The 245-nt window shown below is 65.7% G+C and carries 1 pseudogene; it reads left to right on the forward strand.

Annotation, left to right across the window (positions count from 1 at the left end):
- Positions 1–245, forward strand: a pseudogene (locus AC0L3U_RS40030) (transposase zinc-binding domain-containing protein); the annotation flags it as partial.

The raw sequence follows: 245 nt of genomic DNA on the forward strand, positions 1-245 counted from the left end.
CAAAGTGCCAGGGCGCCGCCGCGAAGGACTGGCTCACCGACCGCGAGGCGGAGCTGTTGCCGGTGCCGTACTTCACGTGGTGTTCACGCTCCCGGCGTCGATCGCCGACATCGCCTATCACAACAAGGCCGCCATCTACGACCTGCTGTTCAAAGCCTCGGCCGAGACCTTGACCACGATCGCGGCCGACCCAAAACACCTCGGCGCCCGCATCGGCGTCACCTCGGTTCTCCATACCTGGGGCT

It is taken from the genome of Bradyrhizobium sp. Kon69, assembly GCF_055807515.1.